The 23,644-nt window shown below is 63.0% G+C and carries 25 protein-coding genes; 21 read left to right on the top strand and 4 right to left on the bottom strand.

What is annotated here, in order from left to right; all coding sequences use genetic code 11:
- Nucleotides 1-16: 16 nt before the first annotated feature.
- The 7 genes from phaP to SO180_RS10465 all read left to right on the top strand — a co-directional run bounded on the left by phaP (nucleotide 17) and on the right by SO180_RS10465 (nucleotide 6,890).
- The gene (gene phaP / locus SO180_RS10495; RefSeq protein ID WP_449378734.1) at nucleotides 17-430 is read left to right on the top strand and encodes a TIGR01841 family phasin; all 414 of its coding nucleotides are present in this window, start codon (nucleotides 17-19) and stop codon (nucleotides 428-430) included.
- An 87-nt stretch (nucleotides 431-517) separates the two neighbouring features.
- Nucleotides 518-1,498 carry an alpha/beta fold hydrolase gene (locus SO180_RS10490; RefSeq protein ID WP_449378733.1) on the top strand — a complete coding sequence of 327 codons (981 nt, stop codon included), beginning with the start codon at nucleotides 518-520 and terminating at the stop codon, nucleotides 1,496-1,498.
- A 666-nt stretch (nucleotides 1,499-2,164) separates the two neighbouring features.
- Nucleotides 2,165-3,382, top strand: a complete 1,218-nt coding sequence (locus SO180_RS10485) for an MFS transporter (protein ID WP_449378732.1) — start codon at nucleotides 2,165-2,167, stop codon at nucleotides 3,380-3,382.
- A 501-nt stretch (nucleotides 3,383-3,883) separates the two neighbouring features.
- On the top strand, nucleotides 3,884-4,714 hold the full coding sequence (locus tag SO180_RS10480) for an NAD-dependent epimerase/dehydratase family protein (protein WP_449378731.1): 831 nt from the start codon (nucleotides 3,884-3,886) through the stop codon (nucleotides 4,712-4,714).
- Nucleotides 4,715-4,739: 25 nt separating this feature from the next.
- On the top strand, nucleotides 4,740-5,048 hold the full coding sequence (locus tag SO180_RS10475; protein WP_449378730.1) for a hypothetical protein: 309 nt from the start codon (nucleotides 4,740-4,742) through the stop codon (nucleotides 5,046-5,048).
- Between the two features lie 5 nt (nucleotides 5,049-5,053).
- Entirely contained in the window at nucleotides 5,054-5,809 is a 756-nt protein-coding gene (gene yjfP / locus SO180_RS10470; protein WP_449378775.1) for an esterase, read from the top strand.
- Between the two features lie 148 nt (nucleotides 5,810-5,957).
- Nucleotides 5,958-6,890 (top strand): dihydrodipicolinate synthase family protein, encoded by a 933-nt coding sequence (locus SO180_RS10465; RefSeq protein ID WP_449378729.1) that lies wholly within the window; start codon nucleotides 5,958-5,960, stop codon nucleotides 6,888-6,890.
- Nucleotides 6,891-7,000: 110 nt separating this feature from the next.
- Here SO180_RS10465 and SO180_RS10460 read toward each other — a convergent pair whose 3' ends face one another.
- Complete coding sequence (locus SO180_RS10460; RefSeq protein ID WP_449378728.1) at nucleotides 7,001-7,297, bottom strand: hypothetical protein; 297 nt, start codon at nucleotides 7,295-7,297, stop codon at nucleotides 7,001-7,003.
- A 158-nt stretch (nucleotides 7,298-7,455) separates the two neighbouring features.
- A complete protein-coding gene (locus SO180_RS10455; RefSeq protein WP_449378727.1) occupies nucleotides 7,456-7,767 on the bottom strand; it encodes a hypothetical protein in 312 nt (103 codons plus the stop codon).
- Nucleotides 7,768-8,061: 294 nt separating this feature from the next.
- On the opposite strand from SO180_RS10455, the gene SO180_RS10450 reads away from it, so the two are divergent.
- The 4 genes from SO180_RS10450 to SO180_RS10435 all read left to right on the top strand — a co-directional run bounded on the left by SO180_RS10450 (nucleotide 8,062) and on the right by SO180_RS10435 (nucleotide 10,867).
- Nucleotides 8,062-8,682, top strand: a complete 621-nt coding sequence (locus tag SO180_RS10450; RefSeq protein ID WP_449378726.1) for a TetR/AcrR family transcriptional regulator — start codon at nucleotides 8,062-8,064, stop codon at nucleotides 8,680-8,682.
- Between the two features lie 48 nt (nucleotides 8,683-8,730).
- Nucleotides 8,731-9,927: an MFS transporter gene (locus SO180_RS10445; RefSeq protein WP_449378725.1), complete on the top strand. Its 1,197-nt coding sequence runs from the start codon at nucleotides 8,731-8,733 to the stop codon at nucleotides 9,925-9,927.
- Between the two features lie 124 nt (nucleotides 9,928-10,051).
- Nucleotides 10,052-10,273 (top strand): hypothetical protein, encoded by a 222-nt coding sequence (locus SO180_RS10440; protein ID WP_449378724.1) that lies wholly within the window; start codon nucleotides 10,052-10,054, stop codon nucleotides 10,271-10,273.
- Between the two features lie 174 nt (nucleotides 10,274-10,447).
- Nucleotides 10,448-10,867: a DUF4118 domain-containing protein gene (locus SO180_RS10435; RefSeq protein WP_449378723.1), complete on the top strand. Its 420-nt coding sequence runs from the start codon at nucleotides 10,448-10,450 to the stop codon at nucleotides 10,865-10,867.
- Between the two features lie 305 nt (nucleotides 10,868-11,172).
- Here SO180_RS10435 and SO180_RS10430 read toward each other — a convergent pair whose 3' ends face one another.
- Nucleotides 11,173-12,144 carry a LysR family transcriptional regulator gene (locus SO180_RS10430; RefSeq protein WP_449378722.1) on the bottom strand — a complete coding sequence of 324 codons (972 nt, stop codon included), beginning with the start codon at nucleotides 12,142-12,144 and terminating at the stop codon, nucleotides 11,173-11,175.
- Nucleotides 12,145-12,262: 118 nt separating this feature from the next.
- Here SO180_RS10430 and SO180_RS10425 point away from each other — a divergent pair, with 118 nt between their 5' ends.
- The 10 genes from SO180_RS10425 (at nucleotide 12,263) to SO180_RS10380 (ending at nucleotide 22,735) form a co-directional block, all read left to right on the top strand.
- Nucleotides 12,263-13,297, top strand: a complete 1,035-nt coding sequence (locus SO180_RS10425; RefSeq protein ID WP_449378721.1) for a class 1 fructose-bisphosphatase — start codon at nucleotides 12,263-12,265, stop codon at nucleotides 13,295-13,297.
- A 12-nt stretch (nucleotides 13,298-13,309) separates the two neighbouring features.
- On the top strand, nucleotides 13,310-14,185 hold the full coding sequence (locus SO180_RS10420; protein ID WP_449378720.1) for a phosphoribulokinase: 876 nt from the start codon (nucleotides 13,310-13,312) through the stop codon (nucleotides 14,183-14,185).
- A 31-nt stretch (nucleotides 14,186-14,216) separates the two neighbouring features.
- Complete coding sequence (tkt, locus tag SO180_RS10415; protein ID WP_449378719.1) at nucleotides 14,217-16,247, top strand: transketolase; 2,031 nt, start codon at nucleotides 14,217-14,219, stop codon at nucleotides 16,245-16,247.
- Nucleotides 16,244-17,251, top strand: a complete 1,008-nt coding sequence (gene gap, locus SO180_RS10410) for a type I glyceraldehyde-3-phosphate dehydrogenase (RefSeq protein WP_449378718.1) — start codon at nucleotides 16,244-16,246, stop codon at nucleotides 17,249-17,251. The genes tkt and gap overlap by 4 nt, the downstream gene beginning before the upstream one ends.
- Nucleotides 17,252-17,283: 32 nt before the next feature.
- Nucleotides 17,284-18,369 (top strand): class II fructose-bisphosphate aldolase, encoded by a 1,086-nt coding sequence (gene fba / locus SO180_RS10405; RefSeq protein WP_449378717.1) that lies wholly within the window; start codon nucleotides 17,284-17,286, stop codon nucleotides 18,367-18,369.
- Nucleotides 18,370-18,405: 36 nt separating this feature from the next.
- Nucleotides 18,406-19,866, top strand: a complete 1,461-nt coding sequence (locus tag SO180_RS10400) for a form I ribulose bisphosphate carboxylase large subunit (RefSeq protein WP_449378716.1) — start codon at nucleotides 18,406-18,408, stop codon at nucleotides 19,864-19,866.
- A gap of 11 nt (nucleotides 19,867-19,877) precedes the next feature.
- Nucleotides 19,878-20,285, top strand: coding sequence for a ribulose bisphosphate carboxylase small subunit (locus tag SO180_RS10395; RefSeq protein WP_449378715.1), 408 nt, complete (start codon nucleotides 19,878-19,880; stop codon nucleotides 20,283-20,285).
- A gap of 100 nt (nucleotides 20,286-20,385) precedes the next feature.
- Nucleotides 20,386-21,321 carry a CbbX protein gene (cbbX, locus tag SO180_RS10390; RefSeq protein WP_449378714.1) on the top strand — a complete coding sequence of 312 codons (936 nt, stop codon included), beginning with the start codon at nucleotides 20,386-20,388 and terminating at the stop codon, nucleotides 21,319-21,321.
- Complete coding sequence (gene rpe / locus SO180_RS10385) at nucleotides 21,318-22,055, top strand: ribulose-phosphate 3-epimerase (protein WP_449378713.1); 738 nt, start codon at nucleotides 21,318-21,320, stop codon at nucleotides 22,053-22,055. Before cbbX ends, rpe begins: the two co-directional genes overlap by 4 nt.
- A 467-nt stretch (nucleotides 22,056-22,522) precedes the next feature.
- The gene (locus SO180_RS10380) at nucleotides 22,523-22,735 is read left to right on the top strand and encodes a hypothetical protein (protein WP_449378712.1); all 213 of its coding nucleotides are present in this window, start codon (nucleotides 22,523-22,525) and stop codon (nucleotides 22,733-22,735) included.
- Between the two features lie 15 nt (nucleotides 22,736-22,750).
- On the opposite strand, the gene SO180_RS10375 is transcribed toward SO180_RS10380, so the two are convergent.
- Nucleotides 22,751-23,587 (bottom strand): universal stress protein, encoded by an 837-nt coding sequence (locus tag SO180_RS10375; protein ID WP_449378711.1) that lies wholly within the window; start codon nucleotides 23,585-23,587, stop codon nucleotides 22,751-22,753.
- Nucleotides 23,588-23,644: the final 57 nt, after the last annotated feature.

Genomic DNA, 23,644 nt, shown 5'->3' with positions numbered 1-23,644 from the left:
ATTCAAGGAGAGATGTATGACGACAGACGCCGACAAGATCGCTCAGGCCGTGAAAGAGCAGATGGAGCAACTCTCACGGACGTTCAAATTGCCCGATGTCGACGTGCCCGCATTGCTCGAGAGGCAGCGCAACACGATCGATGCCATCTCCAAGGCGGCTCAGCTGTCGAACGAAACGGCGGCCGAGGTGTCGCGCCATCAGCTGGAAATTCTTCGCTCCGCATCGGAGCACGCGGCGGCGATGATGCGTGACATGAAGCTTTCCGGCGAGCAGGGACGCGAATTGGCGGCCAAGTCGTTCGAGGCGGCACTGACCAGCGCTCGCGAGTTTGCCGAGATGACGGCGAAGTCCAACGCCGAGGTGTTCAACCTGATCAAGCAGCGCATGACGGACAATTTCGAAGAGATGCGCAAAAACTGGAAATCGTAGCGTTGTTGAACGAACGTCAATTGGCTCACGGGTTGTCGGCGCCGTGCGCGGCAAGCGTTCGTGTCGTGACTTGCCAGGAGAGGCGGGATGTCTGACGGTTCGGAAGAGGCGGCATTGAGGGTTCGAAGGGACGGGTCGCAGCAGCCTCGGCCTGATCGCCAGGGTGTCGTGCAGGGCCTTTCGCCGTCTGGTTTCCACCAGCTGGCGTACACCGATTGGGGGCCCGTCGACGACAAGAGGCCGATCGTCTGCGTTCACGGGCTGACGCGGCAGGGGCGGGACTTCGATCATCTTGCGGCACGGCTGGTCGCTGCCGGCCGTCGCGTGATCTGCCCGGACCTGCCGGGCCGAGGCCGCAGCGGCTGGATCGACAACCCCGACCACTACACGCTGCCGCAATACTGCGCCGACATGAACGCGTTGATCGCGCGTCTCGGCGTGTCCGAGGTGGATTGGGTCGGGACCTCGCTGGGCGGCCTGATCGGCATGATCATGGCCGGTTTCTCCGGCAGCATCGTGCGCAGGCTCGTCATCAACGACATCGGTCCCTTCGTGTCGTCGACGGGGTTGCAACGGATCGGCCAGTACATCGGCAACATGCCGGCGCTGTTCAAGTCCATCGAGGATGCCGAGACGTACTTCCGGACGGTGCTGGCGCCTTACGGCAAGCTCGCCGATCAGCACTGGCGTCACCTGACCGAACATAGCGTCCGCTGGGATGACGGCCGGCAGGGCTATGCGCTGCTATGCGATCCCGCTATCGCCAAGGGCTTCAGGTTGCCCTGGTTCGCGGCGTTGAACCTGTGGGACTATTGGGAAGCCATCAACGTGCCCGTGCTGGTGCTGCGCGGCATAAATTCGGACCTGCTGTCGTTCGATCTCGCGGCCGAGATGCGCAAGCGCAATCGAGTGGCCAACGTCTTTCAGTTCGACGATTGCGGACACGTCCCGCCATTGATGGCATCCGAGCAGATCGATGTGGTGGCGAAGTTTCTGCTCAGAGACACGATTTCCTCCGGATGGCCAACATCCTGCGAACTGCACGTTAGCTCAGCCGCCAGCACGTAGACGCGGCCTGATGGGCATGACGCCAAAGCTTATTTTCTAGAGCACGATCCGGCCCGAAGGGCCGCGTTAGCGCAAAGTGTGAAGCGGTTTTCCCTTGCGACAAACGCGGAACGCGTTTTGCGCGAAGATCATGCTCAAACAATAACCTGAAGAGGGATGACGATTCATCCAGCTATCGCGCTTTAGTCTCACTTCGTGGGACTGCGGACGCCGTGAATGACTGGCGTAACTTGAGCTCAAAGAGCAACCGTGCGCAACATCGCCTTCAAAGAAAAATCGAGAGAAGGAGACGCGCGCTTCTTACGGCAGCATCGGCAGTAACCGTGATCGATGGCTCGTTCCGCGAGGCGACAAAATTCGCGGAATTCGACTTCCTGCTCTGACAAAAAGGACGTCACTGCTCCGTGCTCTGAAAACAACTGATATCGGGGTGGCGTGCGACGTATTCGAGCGCGAATTGGGCCGTGGCGCTTCGGCGGGTGAAGGTCGTTGCGCCCTGTGCGCTGCCAATTTTTACCTCAGCGCTGAGTTCCTCCGTCGATGGTAGCAGGACATCGCGGGCATCTACGGAAACGAATGACCCGGAGAGGTCACTCTTGGAGAGGAAACATGAAGGCATTGCCTGGCTTACGTTGGTACATGTTGGCGCTGGTCGCAACCGGGACCGTGATCAACTACATCGACCGAAACATATTGGGCGTCTTGGCCCCAACGCTCCAGCATGAGCTGAATTTCTCGACCCAACAATATTCCTATATCGTTGCAACGTTCGGCCTCTGCTACGCGTTCATGCAGCCTCTTGCGGGCTACATCGTCGACTTCATTGGCCTTCGACGCGGATTTTCTCTTTTTTCCGTTGCTTGGGGGGCTGCCTGCGCACTGCATGCATTGGCGGGCGGCTGGCTGTCGCTGGCGCTTTTCCGGGCCTTGCTGGGAGTTTCTGAAGCCGCGGCCATTCCATCCGCAGTGAAGACGTTTGGCATTTGGTTTCCGGCGAAGGAACGATCCGTCGCAGCCGGCTGGGTCACCACAGGCAGTTCGATCGGCGGTGCGATCGCCCCGCCCCTCGTAATCTGGCTATCGCTCGCTTGGGGATGGCAGGTCGCGTTTGTGATCAGCGGCACGATGGCTGCCGTCTACGGGCTGCTGTGGTTCTTTCTGTATCGCGATCCGGAGCAGCATGGCCGCCTCGGCGAGGAGGAGCGCACGTACATCCTGGCGGGACAGGACGCATCCGTGCTTGCCAAGCCCTCGTTCAGCGAGGTTCTGGCGAAGCGTCAGTTCTGGGCCATCGCGGTCGCGCGGTTCCTGACCGAGCCGGCCTGGCAAACCTTCAGCTTCTGGATTCCGCTCTATATGATCACCGCGCGCGGAATGGACATCAAGCAGTTTGCCTTGTTCGCATGGCTGCCGTTCCTTGGCTCCGACCTCGGCTGCATCCTCGGCGGATATTTGGCCCCGCTGCTCGTCAGAATGTTCGGCATGACGCGCATCAATTCGCGGATTGCGGTCGTCGGTATAGGCGCATCCTGCATGATCGGTCCGGGGCTCCTCGGGCTGGTCAGCGGCCCGATCGCTGCGATCATGCTCTTCTCCCTTGGTGCGTTCGCGCATGGAATGCTGTCCAGCCTCCTCTATGCCCTCGGCACGGACGTGTTCGAGAAACGGGATATCGCGGCGGCGACAGGGATGTGCGGCATGGCAGGTTGGATCGGTGGAACGCTATTCTCGCTCCTGCTCGGGCAACTATCTGGCGTGTTCGGTTACGAGCCGTTGTTCGTCTTGCTCTCCGTCTTTGACATTGTTGCCTTTCTGGTCGTCGCGATAGTCATCGGTGAGCGGCGCGCGACGGCAACACAGGTCAGCGGTCTTGCTTCTGCGTAACGAGAACCGGACGGCCTTCTTCCCCAAAGCGAAGGAGGCCGCCGAACCCAGCATGACGGAGAACGAAGTTGCAAGGGATCTTTGAGCTGGCCGAGAGTGGGGCGCGACTCCAGATCGCTCCGGCGCTCGGAGGTCGCGTGATCGATCTTCGTCTGGGGCGCGACGGCGTGCCACGAGACATTCTTGTCCCGAACGTTCTCTGCCGGAGGAGCCAGTCACGCTCTATCGCAGCGGCTGGGATGGAACGTTCGAAATTCGCAGGTTCAACCGCGACGTCATCCGCATATGGGCGGATGCGACGTTCGGACACTTGGTCGTGCACCAGCCTGGATAGGTGCAATACCTTTGCGTCGAGCCGACCAGTCACGCGGCTGACGGATTCAATATGACGGAAGCCGGGATACAGGGCGCCGGCCGAGTGGTCTTGCAGCCGGGCCGAAGCCTTCAGGGGGCCGTCCACATTTCGCTGGAGGCTTGAGGCGTGCAGAGGGAGATATCGATATGAGCGCGGAAGATCGGCTGCTGCTAACGGGCGGGGCGGGCAGCGTGGCGAGGATGACGATTCCCCACTTGCGGCGCGCTGGATTCAAACTGCGTCTGCTCGACCGGAGCAAGTTCATTGAGTCCAGCGAAGACGAGCAGGTCGTGTGCGACCTTGCCGACCAGAACGGGTTGCGCGCGGCCATGTCGGGCTGCCGTGCCGTCCTGCATTTGGCTGGTTGCACAACGGATGCTCCGTGGCAGGATCAGATCGCCGGGAACATCGAGGGGTGCATCGCCGTCTTTGAAGCGGCGCGAGCAACCGGTGTCGAGCGTGTCATCTACGCCAGCAGCAATCACGTGGTCGGCATGTATCCCCGCAATCGCCGCCTGAGCGCCGATAGTCCCTTGCGTCCGGACAGCCGCTACGGGGTGACCAAGGCCTTCGGCGAGCTGCTCGGTGCGTTCTTCGCTGCCAAGTACGGACTCCGCGTGCTCTGCATCCGGATCGGTTCGGCCGAACCGGAACCGATCGATCGACGACGACTCTCGATTTGGCTCAGTCCTCGCGATTTCGCGCAGCTCGTGGCCATTGGCGTACGGAAGCCCGATTTGAGATACGCGGTGGCATATGGTGTCTCGGACAATGCGCGTTCCTTCTATGATGGCGCCGAGGCCGACGTGCTCGGTTACAGGCCACTCGACCGGGCGGAAGACTATGCGGCTGCGATCATCGAGAAAGATCCGTACCCCGCCATGGACGCAATCTTGAGGCCCGGCGAATTCGCGCAGGGCGGTTCGTTCGTCGATGGCGAGTTCGTCGGCTCTCCAAGCCGCCTTTCCGAGTGGTGAGAAACGACCAGAATGCGAATGCAGAATGCGCATTGCAGCAGTTGAAGTTTACGAGCTCGACATACCGTTCGCGGACGGAGGAGATGGCATTGATCTCACGCCGCAGCGGTGGGACCGGTTCGAAACCGTCCTCGTACGGATCACAGCGGAGAACGGACTTGTCGGCTGGGGGGAATGCTTTTCCTACGCGTGCCGGCCAGCCGTTTCGGCCGCGATCCTCGACATGGTGGCACCTCTGATCGTCGGGCAGGACGTCTCGGATCCGGCCAGGTTCACGATGGATCTCCAGCGCAGGCTGCAAGGCTTAGGGACCATCCGAGGAGCGTATCCGTGATCTTGATGTTCGAAGACAGCATTGACGGCATCCCGGCGATTCACGCGGCACCACGCGATGCCATGGAACGGCCGCTGCCGACCGTCTTCTTCTTTCACGGCTATCGATCGTCCAAGGAAGTCAGCGCGTTCTTCGGATACATGCTAGCGAGGGCCGGACTCAGGGCCATCCTGCCGGAAGCAGACACGCATGGCGCGCGCTTCGATGGCGATGACGCGGTCCGGCTCGGCCGCTTCTACGAGATACTCAAACGCTCGATCGACGAGCTTCCGGCCTATCGCGATTTCTACGAGCGGCGCGGACTCCTCGATACCCGGATGATCGGTGTTGCCGGGACGTCCATGGGCGGCTTCGTCACGCTGGGTTGCCTCGCGCGCTACGATTGGATTGCGGCTGCCGCAAGCTACATGGCATCAGGCTATTTCCGGGATGCCGCGCGGACTGTCCATCCACCGCTCGGCAGCTTTGCCGAGCAGACGCGCGAGGAACATGATCGACGCCTGAAGAGCCTTGCCGATTACGAGGTGACAAACCGGTTGCATGAGATCGGTTCGCGGCCGCTTTTCATGTGGCACGGTCAGCGCGACGAAGTGGTTCCCTATGCAGAAAGCGTTCGACTGCAGGCCGATCTGCTCTCCCACGGCTATGGCGCCCGCCTCGAATTTGTCGGTGATGCGTTCGCCACCCATCGCGTGAGCGCCGATGGCGCCGCGCGCGGGGTCGCATTTCTCGCCCGTCATCTCTCGTCCGCTCGGACGTGACACAGGGACAAGGCACCGATCCAAGCGCGCGGCGTGGTGCCGACCGCGCTACATAACGGCGTCCTGCTGTTGACCTTCCCCATCGAGGCGCGCAACGTCGGCCTCGTCGTTATCATCGACGTGATTCCGCCGTTTTAGGAGCTGGCCCGTGACCGCACCAATCCAAGGCATCATTCCCGTGATGCTGACCCCCTTCACCGAAGCGGATGCCATCGACTTTCAGGGGCTCGAAAACCTCATTGAGTGGTACATAGCAAACGGCGCGGATGCGCTGTTCGCCGTGGCCCAGTCGAGCGAGATGCAGTTTCTTGGCCTCGATGAGCGCGTTGAGCTCGCCCGTTTTGTCGCGCGAAAGGCAGCAGGCCGGCTGCCGGTTATTGCGTCCGGCCATATCAGCGAATCGCGCCAAGATCAGTTGACCGAGCTCACCTCGATTGCCGCCACCGGTGTCGACGGCCTGGTATTGGTGACGAACCGCCTCGATCCAAAGGACGAGGGAAGCGCCGCCTTCATGGATCATCTGCGCTGGCTGCTCGATCGCCTGCCGGCCGATCTGCCGCTCGGCCTGTACGAATGCCCCGCGCCGTTCCGCCGGCTCCTCTCCGACGAGGAGCTGAGATTCTGCGCCGAGAGCGGACGGTTCGTGATTCTCAAGGACGTATCCTGCGATCTCGCCACCGTGCAACGCCGGGTGGCGCTGACGAAGAACTCAAAACTTGCCGTCGTGAATGCCAATGCGGCGATCGCCTTCGATGCGATGAAGGCCGGCTCGCGAGGTTTCACTGGCGTGTTCACGAACTTTCACCCGGATCTGTACAAGTGGCTCATGATACGCCATTCCACCGAGCCGGCACTGGCGGACGATCTTTCCGTCTGTCTCGCGCTTGCCGCGATGGCCGAGCCGATGGGCTATCCCAAGCTGGCGAAATTGTATCACCAGCGGCTCGGTACATTCTCCTGCATCGGAAGCCGGGCCGTCGACTTCGACATCCATGAGCGCTTCTGGGCGCTCGATGCGTTGGTCGACAAGATCATGCAGGGGCAGGCGAGCTTCCGCGCCAGGATTGCGGCGACGCGCTGAGCATCGTCGCCGCCACCTGGCACGATTCTCCGGTCGGCGCTTCCGCAAAACACATGCGGCGCGGCCGAGATCGACCGCGCCGCTGTGCCTTGCACTACAGAGCTGAAGCGTCAGTACTCATCCGGAGCGTAGGCCGGCGCGCCCCAGCCGGGCTCGGCGTATCCATAACCCGGGCCCCAGTAGCCATACGTGTTGGTGTGGTGCCAGCCGCCGAGGCGTCGGCACTGGCCGACCCCGGCCATCAACTGGCCGCCGCTCATCGCGGGGCCGGACGCGCCTACGGCGTTTTCACTCGACGGGGTACACCAGCCCGGACCGCGTCCCGCGGCGAGGCTGGGGCTTGCAGTCGCGAGCGGCAAAATCGTGGCCATCAGTGCGGCCGCGCTCACAAGTTTCATACGTGTCATGGTTGTCTCCATGTCCCGGTTTGACAGGGGACCAATCCCTGCCGCTAGCAGCCGTTCCTCAACGAACGGTCGCGATTTCGCGAGCCATCGGGTTTCACCGGGTTTCGCGGAACACCGTGATCTCGTTTACATGAGTCCGATTTAGCGAGCGCGCGCCATCATCTGCGCGCCACCAGTACGCCAAGCAGAAAGGCCACCAGCAACGATGGCAGCGGCGCCTCGCGAACCATGCCGCGGACGATGTCTGGCCAATGTTGGTCGGTGCCGGTCTCGCCTGTCGGCCAGATACCCCATTCCGATGCAAGCATGCCGATTTCGCGCGATGTAAGTCTTGAGGCGTCGCGGATGCGGAAGATCGCAGCCTCCGCGCGATCGCGCGCCGGCAGCGCCATCAGCGTGGCGAGCGCGGTGCGCAGCGTCATCTCGCCGTAGCCTTGCAAGCGAACTGACTCCTCCGGGTCGGATGTCATGCGACTTCTCCCTCACGCAGCGAAGTGACGGGCGATCGTGAAGACAGCGGTCGCGCAGAGAACCAGCGTCGAAACCGCGCCGGCGACGCAGCGCGCGAGGCGGGCGCGTGTCAGGTGCCTTGCCATGTTCCTCTCCTCTTCTTTTCGAGAGAAATCGTGGCGAGGCCGGTTGGTTCCTTACGGATGTTGAACAAGACTCTGCGACAGTTTGGTCCGAGAGCCGCGAATGGCGGTCAAGGTATCATCGATCAAGAGCTGCTTGATTTGGAAACGATTGTTCTCTAAATTGTGCGAATGCGAAGGAGCGCACGAGAATTGCAGCCCATCTCCCGTCCGCCCGGCCGGCCGCGCGAGTTTGACCTGGACGTGGCGCTCGACAAGGCGGTGCGAGTGTTTTGCGAACGCGGTTACCATGCCACGTCGATCGGGGATCTGACCGCGGCAATGGAGCTTGCGACAGGCAGCATATACAAGGCGTTTCGAGACAAGCATGCCGTGTTCCTCGCCGCGCTCGAGCGCTACACGGCGCGGCGCCAGGACGAAGTTCGGCGCGCTGCCGCGCAGGGCACAAGCGGACGCGACCGCCTGCGCAACGTGCTGCTTTCCTACGTTGAGGCGTCCCAGGGCAGCGAAGGACGTCGCGGCTGTCTCGTGGTCGGCAGTGCCGTCGAACTGGCCGCCGTCGATCCGGAGATCGCGGCGTGGGTTGCGGCCCGGCTCAAAACCAATGAAGCTTTTCTCGCCGGCCTCATTCGCGAAGGGCAGGCAGACGGCTCGGTCCCTCGCCATGTCGATCCCGACGATACCGCGCGCCTGATGATCTGCATGACGCAGGGACTGCGCGTCGTCGGCAAGGCGCGACTGCCGCTCGACGGCGAGCGTCTGGTCGAGGTCGCGATGAAGCTGCTCGCCTGAATTTTTGACTAATTAGGAAACGATCGTTTCCTATGCACGGAGTGTGTGATGACGATGAATGCCACGATCGAAGCCGTGTCCGACGAGGGCGCGGTTTCGCGACGCTTGACCCTTCTGCTTGCCGCCGCCTGCGGCATGGTCGCGGCGAACATCTATTATGCGCAACCGCTGATCGGGCCGATCAGCACGGCGCTGCGCCTCTCACACGACGCTGCGGGCCTGATCGTTACCATGACGCAGATCGGCTATGGCGTCGGGCTCCTCCTGATCGTCCCGCTCGGGGATCTCGTCGAAAACCGCACGTTGATCTGCTCCGTGATCGGTCTTGGCGCCGCTGCATTGCTGGCCGCCGCCTGCGCGACGGAGGCCCTGCCATTTCTTCTCGCTGCCCTCTTCATCGGGCTTGGCTCGGTCGCGGTCCAGATCATCATTCCCTATGCCGCGCACCTTGCGCCGGCAGCAACGCGCGGACGCGTTGTCGGGAATGTCTCGACCGGCCTGATGCTCGGCATCATGCTGGCGCGGCCGGTTTCGAGCTTCCTGACGTCGATCGCCTCGTGGCATGCCGTCTTCTTTGGCTCGACTGTGCTCATGATCGCGCTTGCTTTCGTGCTCTGGTGGGCGCTGCCGCGGCGCATGCCGGTTGAGCGGTTGCATTATCTCGACTTGCTGCGATCGATGCCGCAGCTGGCGCGGAGCACGCCGGTCCTGAAGCGCCGCGCGCTCTATCAGGCCTTTCTGTTCGCAGCGTTCAGCCTGTTCTGGACGGTGACGCCGCTTCTGCTGTCGAGCCCTGCGTTCGGCCTGTCGCAGCGCGGCATCGCGCTGTTCGCGCTCGCTGGCGTCGCCGGCGCCGTGGCCGCGCCGATCGCCGGACGGATCGCCGATCGCGGACATAGCCGCGGCGCGACGCTCGCCGCCATGCTGCTGGTCGCCGCCGCCTTTCTGATCACGCATGTCGGCGTCGCCGGCTCCACGCTGAATCTCGCCTGCCTCGTCATCGCGGCGATCGCGATCGATTTCGGCGTGCAGGGCAACGTCGTCCTTGGCTTTCGCGCGATCTTCGCGCTCGGCCCGGAACACCGCAGCCGTCTCAACGGTCTCTATATGGCGACGTTCTTCACGGCTGGTGCCGCGGGCTCCGCGCTCGGCGGCTTTGCCTTTGCGCATGGCGGCTGGATCCTTGCCTCCTGGATCGGCTTTGCGCTGCCGGCCGCGGCGTTGATCTACGCTGCCTTCGAGTGAGGCACCTGGCGGCACGGGCAAGGATTCGGAAACTATCTGGCGTCTCTCCGTCCGCCGCTAACGAATCGAAAAAGGTTCTGACGCAACTTTGGCTCCAGCGAATGGGAATTGGGGAGTTTTCGAAATGGACGGGAAAGCCATCCTTGAGAACGTACGACGCTATCGGGCGATCGCGTCACTGCACCGCCAGACCGCCGCGTTCCGGCCGCACCAGAGCTGGTCTCTGCTGGAGCAGGCGGGCGAATGGGAATCCCGCGCGCTGGCGGAGCTCGAGGCGTACTTCGCCTGCGGCGATCGTCGCTGGTCCGGGCCCGCTCAAGCCGGTCGGGAACTGATGGCGGCATAGGCGCCAATCCGCAAACGGCCGAGACGAGTTACGGCGTCAACCGTGGCTGCGCGGTGGCTATTTACCGGGACTCACATGGTCTGTTTCCGCAGTGCACATCTATCGCGGCCCTGAACGGGTGTGCTAGTTTGGTTGGAACCTCAGCCGTGTTCGCGGCGCAAAAGGGGATTTCCAATGAGCCGCCCGGGAGCGTTCTCTGGACCGAAAATACGGCCGTGGTCCTGGCAGGCCTTTGCGTTTGCCTTCATCGTGCTGGCGGCCTCGGCTAGTCTCCAGGGCGTCTGCGTTCTCCTTGGAGCCCAGCTCTACTTCGCCGCGTTCCTGCCGGCCGTGTTCATCGTGGGGATCGTTGCAGGAGCGCCTGCGGCGGTATTCGCCATCCTGCTCGCCGTTCCGCTGGTCTGGTGGGCGTTCATGCCGCCCTTCTTCGAGTTCAGCACGCTGACCCGCGCCGACGCGCATGACATCAATCTGTTCTTCCTGTTCAGCGTGCTGTTGATCGGCTTTGCCGATCTCTGTCGTCAGACCATGACGATCATCAATGGCGGCGGCCTGAAGGGCACGGAGAAGACTGTCGCCCGTAATTCGCAGTGAGGCCGGCGAAAGTTCCGGTACCATCTCACGCCATGCGGTTCCAATCATCGCGATGTTTCATTGCTTCGGTGAAGGCGTGCTAGCACTCTGCTGAACGAATCGCGGGCTGGGACTGTAATGACGACCTTCAATAGGATATTCACCACCGAGCGCTTGCTCCAGATCATCTGCGTCCTGGCAGCGGCGCTGATCATGAAGCTGATAAGCTGACGTTCGACCGGGGCATCGATGCGGCTACTGCGGGGGCCAGCGAGGGTACCGGCCGGCCGGAGAGCTTGCTTCCCGCGGAATAAACGCGGCCTCAGTCAGCGTCCGCGCAATTCCGGCACGTCCGGCAGGTAGTTCGAACCCTCCGAGCCCAGAAAATCGAACATCGCCTGCGCCGGTGGCAGCAGCACCTTGTCGCTGCGGCGGATCACGTACCATTGCCGGACGATTGGCAGGCCCGCGACGTCGAGGATGATGAGACGGCCCTCGGCGAGTTCGTGCGCGACCGTGTGCGCGGAGATGAACGCGATGCCGAGGCCTGCGATCACCGCCTGCTTGATGGTCTCGTTACTGCTCATCTCCATGCCGATGATCGGCTCGAGATCGGACTTCTGAAACATGCCTTCCATCAGCGTCCGCGTGCCGGATCCGGGCTCGCGGGTGAGGAAAGTCTCGTGCACGAGGTCGGTCAGGTTGAGGCCGGAATCCTTCTCCAGCCAATGTCCCTTGCGCGCGACGATGATGTGCGGGTTGCGCCCGAGCTGACGCACGTCGACCGTGACATCGGCCGGTGGCCGGCCCATCACCGCGAAATCGAGATCGTAGCCGTGCATGGCCTCGCGGATGTCCTCGCGATTGCCAATAGTGAGCTTGATCTCGATCTTCGGATAGCGCTGCGAGAACGCCGCAATCGCGTGCGGCACGAAGTATTTTGCGGTCGAGACCGCGCCGAGATGAACCGTGCCGCCGGTTCGCCCGGCCAGAAGATCGAGCGCGCCCTGACAATCCGCGATCGCAGCTTCGACGCGATCGGCGAGCGCAAGCACCTCCTTGCCCGCTTCCGTCAACAACATGCCGTCGCCGGTTCGCTGCACCAGCGGCAGCCCCGCCAGATCCTGCAATTGCCGAAGTTGCTGGGTGACTGCCGGCTGCGTCAGCCCGAGGTGCGTCGAGGCCGCCGTCACGCTGCCCTTTGCCGACAGCGCGGCGAGTGACCGAAGCTGCCGGATCGTCAGATGCCGGAGCTGGGTCGCTGGATGGCCATTATAAGAAAATTCTTTGATGGTCATTATGAATAGAAATTTTCCTTATTGCGTCAGCTCTGTCAATTTCTTCGTGCTGGGACCAGCCGCTCCACTCCCGATCCGGGAACAAGGATAGCGGCGGCCGCGAGGGGATGGACGCAACATGACCGGGCAACTCAGGCTGGACGACTATCTTCAACGGTATTCTGAAACCGCCCCTGAGGCGCTGGCCGTGGCAGGTGCGGTGGATGCCATCGCCGCCGCTGCGATCGATATCGCCGACCTCACCGGCACCGGACAGCTGTCAGATGCCTCGGGTCTGACCACCGGCTGCAACAGCGATGGCGATCTGCAGCGCGACCTCGATCTGCGGGCGGATGCTGTCCTGCGCCGCTGCCTCGGCCAAGCGCAGATCGCGGCGCTTGCCTCGGAGGAGATGCGCGAGCCTCAGATCGTCGACCGCGCGGCAAAAATCTGCGTAGCGATCGATCCGCTCGACGGCTCCTCCAATATCGACATCAACATGACGGTCGGCACGATCTTCTCGATCCTGCCGGCCCCTGATGATCTTGGCCTCGCCTTCCACCAGCGCGGCTCGGCGCAGCTTGCGGCGGGCTTCGTCACCTACGGTCCGCAGACCTCGCTGGTCCTGACGCTTGGCGATGGCGTTGACGTCTTCACGCTGGATCGCGCGCGCTGTTTCCGCCTGGCGCGGCGCGGCGTGCAGATCCCCGAGACGGCCGACGAGTTCGCGATCAACGCCTCGAACCGCCGGCACTGGGATGCGCCGGTGCGCTCCTTCGTCGACGAATGCCTTGCCGGCGTCGACGGTCCGGCAAACCGCAATTTCAACATGCGCTGGGTCGCCTCGCTCGTCGCGGAAGCCTATCGCATCCTGACTCGCGGCGGTGTGTTCCTCTATCCCTCCGACGCGCGCCCCGGTTACGGCGACGGCCGCCTGCGCCTGACCTACGAGGCGCATCCGATGGCCTTCATCATGGAGCAGGCGGGTGGTGCGGCTTCGACCGGGCGCGAGCGCATCCTCGATCTCGCTGCGCACAATCTGCACCAGCGCGCGCCGCTGATCATGGGCTCGCACCACGAGGTGCGGCGGGTCGAGGAGCTGCATTGCGATCCGCTGCTGGTCGCGAGCGTCTCCGCGCCGCTGTTCGCGCGGCGCGGCTTCTTCCGGCTGTGAGGAGGATAGCGTATGTCCAGGAAGCATCCGATCATCTCGATCACCGGCTCGTCCGGCGCCGGCACGACCTCGGTCAAGAAGACCTTTGAGCAGATCTTCTTTCGCGAGCGCGTCAATGCTGTCTACATCGAGGGTGATGCGTTTCACCGCTACGACCGCGCGGAGATGCGCACGCAGATGGCGAAGGAGGCCGAGCGCGGCAACAAGCATTTCAGCCATTTCAGTCCCGAGACCAACCTGTTCGAGGAGCTTGAGCGGGCGTTCCGCGACTATGGCGAGACCGGCACCGCGGTGACGCGCCACTACATCCACGACACCGAAGAGTCTGCACTGTATGGCGCGCCTCCCGGCACCTTCACCGAATGGGAGCAGCTGCCGGAGAATTCCGACCTCTTGTTCTACGAAGGCCTGCATGGCGCCGTGGTCACCGACAAGGTGAACGTCGCGCGCTATGCCGATCTGAAGATCGGTGTCGTGCCCGTCATCAATCTCGAATGGATCCAGAAGCTGCACCGCGACCGCAGCGCGCGGGGCTATTCGACCGAGGCCGTCACCGATACCATTCTGCGGCGGATGCCAGACTACATCCACTACATCTGCCCGCAATTCACCGAGACCGACATCAATTTCCAGCGGGTGCCGACGGTCGACACGTCCAATCCATTCATCGCGCGCTGGATCCCGACGCCGGATGAATCGATGGTCGTGATCCGCTTCAAGAACCCGCGCGGCATCGACTTTCCCTATCTGCTCTCGATGCTGCCGCACAGCTTCATGTCGCGTGCAAATTCGATCGTCTGTCCGGGCGCCAAGCTCGATCTCGCGATGCAGCTCATCCTGACACCTTTGATCATGCAGCTGATCGAGCGCAAGCGAAGCATGAAGTGATGCACAGCAACGACAACAACGGGAGGGTCCGATGAACATCTCGGTTCATGCCGAAGCCGACCTCAGCGCGGTCAGCCATGCTGACCTCGCCAACGCCGTCCGCTTCGTCGCGGTCGATGCCATCGAGCAATCGCAGTCCGGCCATCCCGGCCTGCCCATGGGCATGGCCGACGTCGCGACCGTGCTGTTCTCGCGCTTCCTCAAGTTCGACGCGGCGCATCCCAACTGGCCGGATCGCGACCGCTTCGTGCTCTCCGCGGGCCATGGCTCGATGCTGCTCTACGCGCTGCTGTATCTTACCGGCGGCGCCGTCAGCCTCGACGACATCAAGGCTTTCCGGCAATGGGGCTCGAAGACGCCGGGTCATCCGGAATATGGCCACACGCCAGGCGTCGAGACCACAACGGGTCCGCTCGGGCAGGGGATCGCTACCGCGGTCGGCATGGCGCTCGCCGAGCGCATGGCCAACGCGCAGCATGGCGATGGCCTCGTCGATCACTTCACCTACGTGATCGCCGGCGACGGTTGCCTGATGGAAGGCATCAGCCAGGAGGCGATCTCGCTCGCCGGCCATCTCCAGCTCGGCCGCCTGATCGTCCTGTTCGACGACAACGGCATCTCCATCGACGGGCCGACCTCGCTTGCGACCTCGGACGACCAGCTAGCACGCTTCGCTGCGTCCGGCTGGTCGGTGCGCCGCGTCGACGGGCACGATCCGGAGGCGGTCGCGCAGGCGATCGCGGAAGAGCGCCAAACCGCAGGGCCGTCACTGATCGCCTGCCGGACCATCATCGGCTACGGCGCGCCGGATCGTCAGGGAACCGAGAAAGCGCATGGCGCGCCGCTCGGCACCGAGCAGACGGCGGCAGCGCGAAGGACTCTCGGCTGGGACTATCAGCCCTTCGTGGTACCGATCCCGATCCTCAAGGCGTGGCGCATGATCGGGCAGCGCGGGCAGGTCGACCGTCTCGCTTGGCTCGATCGCTATGAGTGCGCGAGCCCTGCGCAGCGCGAGCTGTTCATCGAGGGCAAGGTTCTGGCCCTGCCGAATGCCTATGCCCAGGCGTCGGCGAAATTGCGCGAGCGCTTTGCCACCGAGCGTCCGAAGCTTGCGACGCGGCAGGCTTCGCAACAGGTGCTCGACGGCATCGCCTCGTCGATCCCGGGCCTCGTCGGCGGCTCGGCCGATCTGACCCATTCGAACCTGACGCATGCGAAGACGCAGGCTCCCGTCACGCGCGGCAGGTTCGCGGGCGACTATATCCACTACGGCATTCGCGAACACGGCATGGCGGCCGCGATGAACGGCATTGCGCTGCATGGCGGCTTCATCCCCTATGGCGGGACGTTCCTCGCATTCTCCGACTACAGCCGGCCGGCGATCCGGCTTGCAGCCCTGATGCAGCTGCGTGTCATCCACGTGATGACCCACGACTCCATCGGACTTGGTGAGGACGGGCCCACGCACCAGCCGGTCGAGCATCTCGCGGCGCTGCGCGTGATCCCGAATCTCCTGGTGTTCCGTCCCGCTGATGCCGTTGAGACGCTGGAAGCCTGGGACTGCGCGCTGGAAGCGACGACGCGTCCCTCCGTGCTGTGTCTGTCGCGTCAGGCTTTGCCGACCTTCCGCAGCGATGCGCGCGGCACAAATCGCGTTGCACGCGGCGCCTATCTCGTCGTCACGCCTGACGGCGGCCGCGATGTGACGCTGATTGCAACCGGCTCGGAGGTTTCGATTGCGATCGAGGCCGCGCGCCTGCTCGCGACCGAGCACATCCGCGCGGCTGTTGTCTCCGCGCCCTGCTTCGCGCTGTTTTGGGAGCAGCGAGAGGAGTACCGCGCTGCCGTGCTGGGCACTGCGCCGCGCGTCGGCATCGAAGCCGCGGTCCTCGGCGATTGGCCGCGCTGGATCGGCGCGGACGGCGAGTTCGTCGGCATGCGCGGCTTCGGCGCTTCTGCGCCGGCGCCTGTTCTCTACCGCGAATTCAACATCACACCACCGAGCGTTGCGGAAGCGGCCAGGCGCTCGGTCGCCCGCGCGAGGGAAGGAAAAGCAGCATGAGCTTGCGTGTCGGCATCAACGGATTTGGACGGATCGGCCGCAACGTGCTGCGCGCGATCGCAGAGTCCCGCCGCAACGATATCGAGGTGGTGTCGATCAACGATCTCGGACCGGTCGAAACCAATGCACATTTGCTCCGATATGACTCTGTCCACGGCCGCTTCCCGGGCGAAGTCAGGGTCGACGGCGACACCATCGACATAGGTCGAGGTCCAATCAAGGTGACCGCGATCAAGGACCCTTCGCAGCTTCCGCATCGCGCGCTCGGCATCGATATTGCGCTCGAATGCACGGGCCTCTTCACCTCCCGCGACAAGGCGGCTGCGCATCTTCAGGCCGGTGCAAAGCGCGCGCTGGTCTCGGCGCCCGCGAGCGAGGTCGATCTCACCGTCGTGTTCGGCGTCAACCATCTTAAGTTGACGGGCGATCACGTCGTAGTCTCCAACGCCTCGTGCTCGACCAACTGCCTCGCGCCGCTTGCCCAGGTGTTGAATGAGACCGTCGGCATCGAGAAGGGTTTCATGACCACGATCCACTCCTACACCGGAGATCAGCCGACCCTCGATACTCTTCACACGGACCCTTACCGCGCCCGCGCCGCGGCGCTGTCGATGATCCCGACATCGACTGGCGCGGCCAAGGCGGTCGGGCTGGTCCTGCCGGAGCTCAAGGGCAAGCTCGACGGCGTGGCGATCCGCGTGCCGACACCAAACGTCTCGGCGGTGGATTTCAAGTTCGTGGCCAGGCGCGCAACGAGCGCGAAGGAGATCAATGACGCCGTGCAGGCCGCCGCGAATGGCCGGCTCAAGGGCGTTCTGGGCTTTACCGGCGCGCCCAACGTCTCGACCGATTTCAACCACGACCCGCGCTCCAGCATCGTCCATCTCGACCAGACCAAGGTCATGGACGGCAATCTGGTGCGGGTGATGAGCTGGTACGACAACGAATGGGGTTTTTCCAATCGCATGGCCGACACCGCGGTAGCGATGGGCCGGCTGATCTGAACCGAAAGACGAGAAACGAACGGAGACGTCCCTTGGCTCGCATTACCCTTCGGCAACTGCTGGATGACGCAGCTCACCACGGCTATGCCGTTCCGGCGTTCAACATCAACAACATGGAGCAGGGCATCGCGATCATGCAGGCGGCGGCCGAGGTCGATGCGCCCGTGATCATGCAGGCCTCGCGCGGCGCGCGCAGCTATGCCGGCGATCTCATGCTCTCGCACATGATCGATGCGCTGGAGCGGACCTATCCGGACATCCCACTCTGCCTGCATCAGGACCACGGCAATGACGAGGCGACCTGCGCCAGTGCAATCGCCCATGGCTTCACCTCCGTCATGATGGACGGATCGCTGAAGGCCGACGCCAAGACGGCGGCTGACTACGACTACAACGTTGCAATCACCCGCCGCGTCGCCGACCTCGCGCACTGGGTCGGCGCCTCCGTCGAAGGCGAACTCGGTGTGCTCGGCTCACTCGAACATGGTGCAGGCGAGCAAGAGGATGGCCACGGTGTCGAGGGCAAGGTTAGCCACGATCAGTTGCTGACCGATCCCGATCAGGCCGTCGATTTCGTCCGTGCCACCGGGGTCGATGCGCTGGCGATCGCGATGGGCACCTCGCACGGCGCCTACAAGTTCAGCCGCAAGCCGGATGGCGACATTCTGGCGATGCGGGTGGTCGAGGATATCAATCGTCGGCTGCCGAACACGCATCTCGTCATGCATGGGTCTTCATCGGTGCCGCAACCACTCCAGGACATGTTCAACGCGTTCGGCGGCGAGATGCCCCAGACCTGGGGCGTGCCGGTGGAGGAGATCGTCCGCGGCATCAAGAGCGGCGTGCGCAAGGTCAACATTGACACCGACTGCCGTCTGGCGATGACAGCCGTGTTCCGCAAGGTTGCATCGCAGGCGCGCTCGGAGTTCGATCCGCGCAAATTCCTCAAGCCTGCGATGGACGCGATGCGCGATCTCTGCCGTGAACGCTTCGAGCAGTTCGGCACCGCGGGCCACGCCAGCAAGATCAAGGTCATTTCCATGAGCGAGATGGCGCGGCGATACCGCGCCGGCGAATTGGACCCGCGCATCGACGCCCGCGAACCCGTCGCGGCCTAATCAATCAGAAAGAGCAGAGAAGAGCAGGAGAGAGACATGAACGCACATGCAGGCACGGTCCGCGGCAAAGAGCGCTATCGCTCCGGCGTCATGGAATACAAGCGCATGGGTTATTGGGAGCCCGACTACACGCCGAAGGATACCGACGTCATCGCGCTATTCCGCGTGACGCCGCAGGAGGGTGTCGATCCAATCGAGGCCTCGGCGGCGGTCGCCGGTGAATCCTCGACCGCGACCTGGACGGTGGTGTGGACTGATCGTCTGACCGCGGCGGAGAAATATCGCGCCAAGTGCTACCGCGTCGATCCGGTGCCGGGCACGCCGGGCTCGTATTTTGCCTATATAGCCTACGACCTCGACCTGTTTGAACCGGGCTCGATCGCGAACCTCTCGGCTTCGATCATCGGCAACGTTTTCGGCTTCAAGCCACTGAAGGCGTTGCGACTCGAGGACATGCGCTTCCCGGTCGCCTATGTGAAGACGTTCCAGGGGCCAGCCACCGGTATCGTGGTCGAACGTGAGCGGCTCGACAAGTTCGGCCGGCCGCTGCTAGGGGCAACGGTGAAGCCGAAGCTGGGCCTCTCCGGGCGCAACTACGGCCGTGTCGTCTACGAAGCACTTAAAGGTGGGCTCGACTTCACCAAGGACGACGAGAACATCAACTCGCAGCCTTTCATGCATTGGCGCGACCGCTTCCTCTATTGCATGGAGGCCGTCAACCGCGCACAGGCCGCCTCGGGCGAGGTGAAGGGCACGTATCTCAACGTCACCGCTGCGACGATGGAGGATATGTATGAGCGCGCCGAGTTCGCCAAGGAGCTCGGCTCGGTCATTGTCATGATCGACCTCGTCATCGGCTACACCGCGATCCAGTCCATGGCGAAATGGGCGCGCCGCAACGACATGATCCTGCATCTGCATCGTGCGGGTCACTCGACCTATACGCGGCAGAAGAGCCACGGTGTGTCGTTCCGCGTCATCGCCAAATGGATGCGGCTTGCCGGCGTCGACCACATCCATGCCGGCACCGTGGTCGGCAAGCTCGAAGGTGACCCGAACACCACGCGCGGCTATTACGACGTCTGCCGCGAGGACTTCAACCCATTGAAGCTCGAGCATGGCCTGTTCTTCGACCAGTCCTGGGCGAGCCTCAACAAGATGATGCCGGTTGCCTCCGGCGGCATCCATGCCGGCCAGATGCACCAGTTGCTGGACCTTTTGGGCGAGGACGTCGTGCTGCAATTCGGCGGCGGCACGATTGGTCATCCCATGGGGATTGCTGCAGGCGCGACAGCCAACCGCGTGGCGCTGGAAGCGATGATATTCGCCCGCAACGAGGGCCGCGACTACGTCCACGAGGGGCCGGAGATCCTGGCTAAGGCAGCGCAGACCTGCACGCCGCTAAAGGCTGCGCTCGAGGTCTGGAAGGACGTGACCTTCAACTACCAATCCACCGACACGCCGGACTTCGTGCCCACGGCGCTGGAATCCGTTTGAGGAGACATGCGATGAAGTTGACGCAAGGGTGTTTTTCCTTCCTGCCTGATCTCACCGATGATCAGATCTACAAGCAGGTGCAGTACTGCCTCGCCAACGGCTGGGCCGTGAACATCGAGTTCACCGATGATCCGCATCCCCGCAACACCTATTGGGAGATGTGGGGTCTGCCGATGTTCGATCTCGCGGACGCCGCCGGCGTGATGATGGAGCTCGCCGAATGCCGCAGAGTTTATGGCGACCGCTATATCCGCATCAGCGGCTTCGATTCCAGCCATGGCTGGGAGTCGGTGCGGATCTCCTTCCTCGTCAACCGGCCTGCAAAGGAAGCCGAATTCGAGCTGGTGCGGCAGGAGGTTGCTGGACGCGCGATCCGCTACACCACCGTTCGCAAGCCGGTTGAGCACGCTTCGACTTAGAGAGCATTCATTTCCGCGCGGAGCTCTCCCTGCTCCGCTTCCTTGGCGGACAACTGCTTCGCCGTTCGTTCGCGGCGAAGCCCTTTTTTTCGAGATGCCCATGCTTGATCTGCCCGATGTGAAAGCCACCGAGACGAGCGAGGGCATTTTCGATCTCCGCAAGGAGGCCGAAGCGGCAGGAATCACCGAGACGCTGCGCGAGCTCGATCAGGAGCTGATCGGACTAAAGCCGGTGAAAAGCCGGGTGCGCCAGATCGCTTCGCTCCTCCTCATCGAGCGGATACGCCAACGCGCCGGCCTCGTCGCGGCGCCACCGACGCTGCACATGTCCTTCACGGGCAATCCGGGCACCGGCAAGACCACCGTCGCGCTGCGCATGGCAAAGATCCTTCACGGCCTCGGTTTCGTGCGGCGGGGGCAGGTGATCTCGGTGACGCGTGATGATCTCGTCGGGCAATATATCGGCCATACTGCGCCGAAGACGAAGGAGATCTTGAAGAAGGCAATGGGCGGCGTGCTGTTTATCGACGAAGCCTACTACCTGCATCGTCCCGACAACGAGCGAGACTACGGCCAGGAGGCGATCGAGATCCTGCTCCAGGTGATGGAGAACCAGCGCGAGGACCTCGTGGTCATTCTCGCCGGCTATGGCGAGCGGATGACGAATTTCTTTGCCTCCAATCCCGGCTTCCGCTCGCGCATCGCCCACCACATCGAATTTCCCGACTATTCGGAGCCGGAATTGCTCTTTATTGCGGACTTGATGTTACAGGAGCGGGGATATCGCTTCTCTACTGCCGCGCGCGAGGCTTTCGAAAGGTACATCGCGCTGCGCCGTACGCAGCCGTTCTTCTCGAATGCGCGTTCGATCCGCAACGCGGTCGATCGCATCCGCCTGCGGCAGGCCGATCGGTTGGTTACCGATCTCGATCGCATGCTTGGGATCGCGGATCTCGAGACCATCGATTCCTCGGACGTGCTGGCGAGCCGCGTATTCAGCGGCGGCGGGGCCGGTGAGCGGAGCGCAAAGCCATGATACCCGAGATTGTCATCGCCCCCTCGATCCTTGCCGCGAACTTTGCGAGTCTCGGTGAAGAGATCGCCGCGATCGATGCGGCCGGAGCCGACTGGATTCATTGCGACGTGATGGATGGGCATTTCGTGCCCAACATCAGCTTTGGTGTCGACGTGATCAAGGCGATCAGGCCGTTCACGACCAAGACGTTCGACGTTCATCTCATGATCGCGCCGGCCGATCCCTATCTCGAAGCCTTTGCCAGGGCAGGTGCCGACATCATCACGGTCCATGCCGAAGCCGGTCCGCATCTCGATCGCTCCTTGCAGGCGATCCGCGCGCTTGGCAAGAAGGCCGGCGTGAGCCTGTGCCCGGCAACGCCGGAAGCCGCGATCGAATACATACTCGATCGCGTCGACCTCATTCTTGTGATGACGGTCAATCCGGGCTTCGGCGGGCAATCGTTCCTGGGATCTCAGATCGAGAAGATCCAGCGTATCCGCGCGATGATCGGCGATCGGCCGATCCGGCTTCAGGTCGATGGCGGCGTCACGCGCGACAACGCGGCCGTCGTTGCGGCTGCCGGCGCGGATGCGCTGGTGGCGGGATCGGCGGTGTTCCGCGGCGACGGCAGTACCAACTACGCGGACAACATCGCCGCGATCCGACTGGCTGCGGAGGCCGGCCGGGTTCCGAAGCTGCAATATGGTTCGTCTTCGCTGGCGCGAAAGGGCAAGAGCGAGCTGATTCGATAATCGCGGGGCAAGCGACGCCTTCGGGGCGATGTAGGGTACGAAGTCGGGCATCCACTTGGTCGAACGGTATTCCGATCCGATCGGCTCAATCTCCGCTGCACCAAATAAGAGAGCCGCCGGTTCCAGTTCCGCGCGGCTCGGGAAGTCGCGAGCTGCATGCTGATCTGTCGCAAGCCCCTGTGTACCGCCGTTACCTTGTTTGCGGCCATACGAGAAAATTTGTACCGAAAATTGCTGCATTTGGTTGTGACTTGCCCCACAGATGCCGCAACTTTGTGGCACCAACAGAATTGAGGGCTCGGCGAAACTTTCCCAAAGTTTGACCCAGGGCAATGCCAGCGGGTCGACGTTCGCGTTAACTCTTTCAGAGTAAAGAGTGGTCCACGCAACAAATGTTTCGCACGAGTGCAATGGGTGTGACGCAAACCGGCGAAATAAGCCGGGCGTAGCCAAGGTGGGAGATTCTCATGGAGAACGTGCGTCGGTACCGTGCTCTGGCGTCCTTGTGCCGTCAGCAGGCGGCATATCGACCCCTGCAGAGCTGGGATCTTCTCGGTCAAGCCGAGCATTTCGAACATCTCGCCGAAGCCGAGCTGAAGGCTCACTTCGATGCGTGCAATACAAAGGGCTCTGACGACGCAGCAGCCCCGGCAGATTGGCAGCATACCGCCGCCGCGTGAGGCGCAAAGCTGGCGCTAATGCGACATCAGCGTCGGGACCGTCATGGTTTGCAGCATCGCGCGCGTGACGCCGCCCAGCACGCGCTCCTGCAAGCGCGAATGGCCATAGCCGCCCATCACGAGGAGATCGAGGCTCTCGTCGGCCGCGAGTGACAGGATGGTCGGCTGAATGTCGGCGCGGGTCGCCGACAGGCCGACGATCCGTGCTTCCAGCCCGAGCCGTGCCAGATGCCTTGCGAGCTGATCGGCCGGAGCCGCGCCGGGCCCTGACGTCGATTCGTTCACCGTCATGATGACGATCTCCCCGGCCCGCGACAGGAACGGCATCGCGTCGCGCAGGGCGCGCGCCGCGACGCGGCTGCCATCCCAGGCGATGCCGATACGCCGTGTCTTGAAGGGGGCGCGGAAGATATGCGGCAGGAACAGCACCGGCCCACCCGCCTGGAACAGGATTTCCTGCGGCAGGTCGCTGTCGAAGGATCCATAATCTGCATCGGGCTGCAGCACGACGCTGAGGTCATGGAGACGCGCCATCGCGCCCACCATGTCGATCGCATCCGCCGGGATCGCTCCGATTGGGTGGCAGTGATGGGAAATGCCGGCACGCTCGGCTTCCGTCTCGAACACCGTGAGCGCCGTTTCAGCGCGCTCCATCGCTCGTTCGCGCTCCATCTCGAACACGGCGGCCACCGCCGCTCCGCCTTCCATCACATAGGCCGTGCTGGTTGCGACATAGCCGACCGACACCGCATCGAGGTGGGCGTTGAAGCCGGCTGCGAGCGACACCGCGCCGTCGATGACCGGGCGCATTGGTCGTTCGGTCGGAATGTGGACGAGAATGTCTTTGATCATGGCGACGCCTCCGGCGGAGATCATTTCCACGCCGTAATTTTTCACCGATCCTTCGAT

Source organism: Bradyrhizobium sp. UFLA05-112 (assembly GCF_053572325.1).
Note: the sequence above shows the minus strand (reverse complement) of the source record. Positions and strands in the feature narration are given on the sequence as shown.